The following is a 1,680-nucleotide window of genomic DNA, read 5'->3' on the forward strand; positions in this document are numbered from 1 at the left end:
GCCGCGTCGCGCCCCTCGAACGCCCGGTAAACGCTGCTTCAGCCGAACCGCATCGCAGACCACTCGTTCCTAACTTTCCGGCCGTCTTTTGAGCCCGCGCTTATGGGCGGGTGCACGCTTCTGCCGCGATCCGCGCTCAATGAAGTGCGTTATATCGCCCGCGTTATCAATCGGAAGTCCCGACACTTCCAACGGTGAACACGCCAACGGACCGGCGACGAGACCATACGGGCGACGGCCCTCAAGCGCACACGCTCCGACGAGCGTCGCGCCGCCGCCGTGACCGATCGCTATGATGCCGGGCGGACCAAGGGAGGAGACAACATGGCGCTGACCGTGCGGGTCCGGCCGAACGCCGCGTCCCTGTCGTTCCTACTGCTCGGCGCGGCGCTGATCGTGATCGGGGCAATGAGCGGCGGCGTGCTGGGCCCGGCGCTGGTCGTGTGGGGCGCGGTCTTCGCGGTGCTGCTCGGTTACCCGGTGGCGGCCAGCACGTTGTTGCGGGTGCCGGCGGTGGTGGTCGGCCCGGACGGGATCCGGCTGCCGCTAATGGGTGTCCGGCTCGAATGGCCCGAGATCGCCGAGGTGCGGCCGGGCGTCAAGATGCGCGGCCGGACACAGACCCCCGTGCTGCTGGTGGTACCCACCGACCCGGTCGCCACGGTCTCGCAGGCGCGCTGGTGGCTGCGCTGGGAGGCCCGCAACGATTTGGCCTCGCTCGGCGCCCCGGTGGTCATTGACGACCGCTCCCTCGATCACACCCTCACCGAGATCAGGTCCGCGGTCAGCGCCCACGCACCCGCCCGCTGAGGTGGATCGGGCCGCCGATTCCACCAGACAGCGGCCCGCAATGCCCGTTCCCGCAGAGGTCAATTCGCCCGTCGGCGCGGGGGCACTTGAGCCAGTTCACTCTCGCCAACAGGTCGGAGAGCTACACCCGCGAGATGCTGCGTGCGACGTTGCCGCGCAAGCAAACGCACTGACATGCCGCGGATCGAGCGCGTAGGCGGCCGGTGCGGCCATCACGGTCCGTAGCTAAGCCCGCTCGGCAGATGTGCTTTGCCGGTGTGGTTGCCCGTTATGGGGCTACGCCCAGGGCGCGATGTATCGGCCGACGTAGTCGCGAGCACGGGGGAGCGGGTCATGCCAATACTGGTTCGGCCTGCGGTGGTGGTGCTTCTCGCAGAACTCAGCGAGACTGTCCGTGATCTTGATGGGTTCTAGCGGGTGGCCTTCGAAGTCTGTGTTGACCGCCAGCAGTTGCGGCTCAGGATTCCAGCCCGAGTGGTCGAACGCCCAGCCATCCCAGGCCGCGTAGGTGTGGAAGACCTGCCGCTCGCCCGGGAAGCGCACCGCGGTTATCTCGATGGGCCGGTCTGGATAGGAATCGCGGCAGACCCAGGCGAGGATGTGACACGCTCCGGCAGCGAAGAAGGCCTGGTCCGTCCGTTCCCATGCGACCCGCTGGTCTGATCGCTCGATCGGCGTCCGACGAAACGCTCCCGCTGCTTTGGCTGCCATAGCCCGGACGGTAGTGGATGAGCCGACGCATCCGCTCATGGCACCCCTTTATGTCAAGACACCGCTCGGAGGGCGGGTTTAGGCTGGCTGGTGGCGGGTCCGGGAAGTGGCTTGTCCGAAGGGCCGATGTCCGGGGTCAGGTCGGTCACGCTGGATTGC

2 protein-coding genes are annotated in these 1,680 nt (G+C 67.5%); one reads left to right on the forward strand and one right to left on the reverse strand.

The window, feature by feature from the left end:
• The first annotated feature begins 324 nt into the window (after window positions 1-324).
• Window positions 325-810, forward strand: a complete 486-nt coding sequence (locus DKL51_RS15210; protein ID WP_109947896.1) for a hypothetical protein — start codon at window positions 325-327, stop codon at window positions 808-810.
• Between the two features lie 276 nt (window positions 811-1,086).
• Here DKL51_RS15210 and DKL51_RS15215 read toward each other — a convergent pair whose 3' ends face one another.
• A complete protein-coding gene (locus tag DKL51_RS15215) occupies window positions 1,087-1,521 on the reverse strand; it encodes a hypothetical protein (RefSeq protein WP_109947897.1) in 435 nt (144 codons plus the stop codon).
• Between the last annotated feature and the right edge of the window lie 159 nt (window positions 1,522-1,680).

The organism is Micromonospora globispora, assembly GCF_003857015.1.
Classification (GTDB): Bacteria; Actinomycetota; Actinomycetes; order Mycobacteriales; family Micromonosporaceae; genus Micromonospora; species Micromonospora globispora.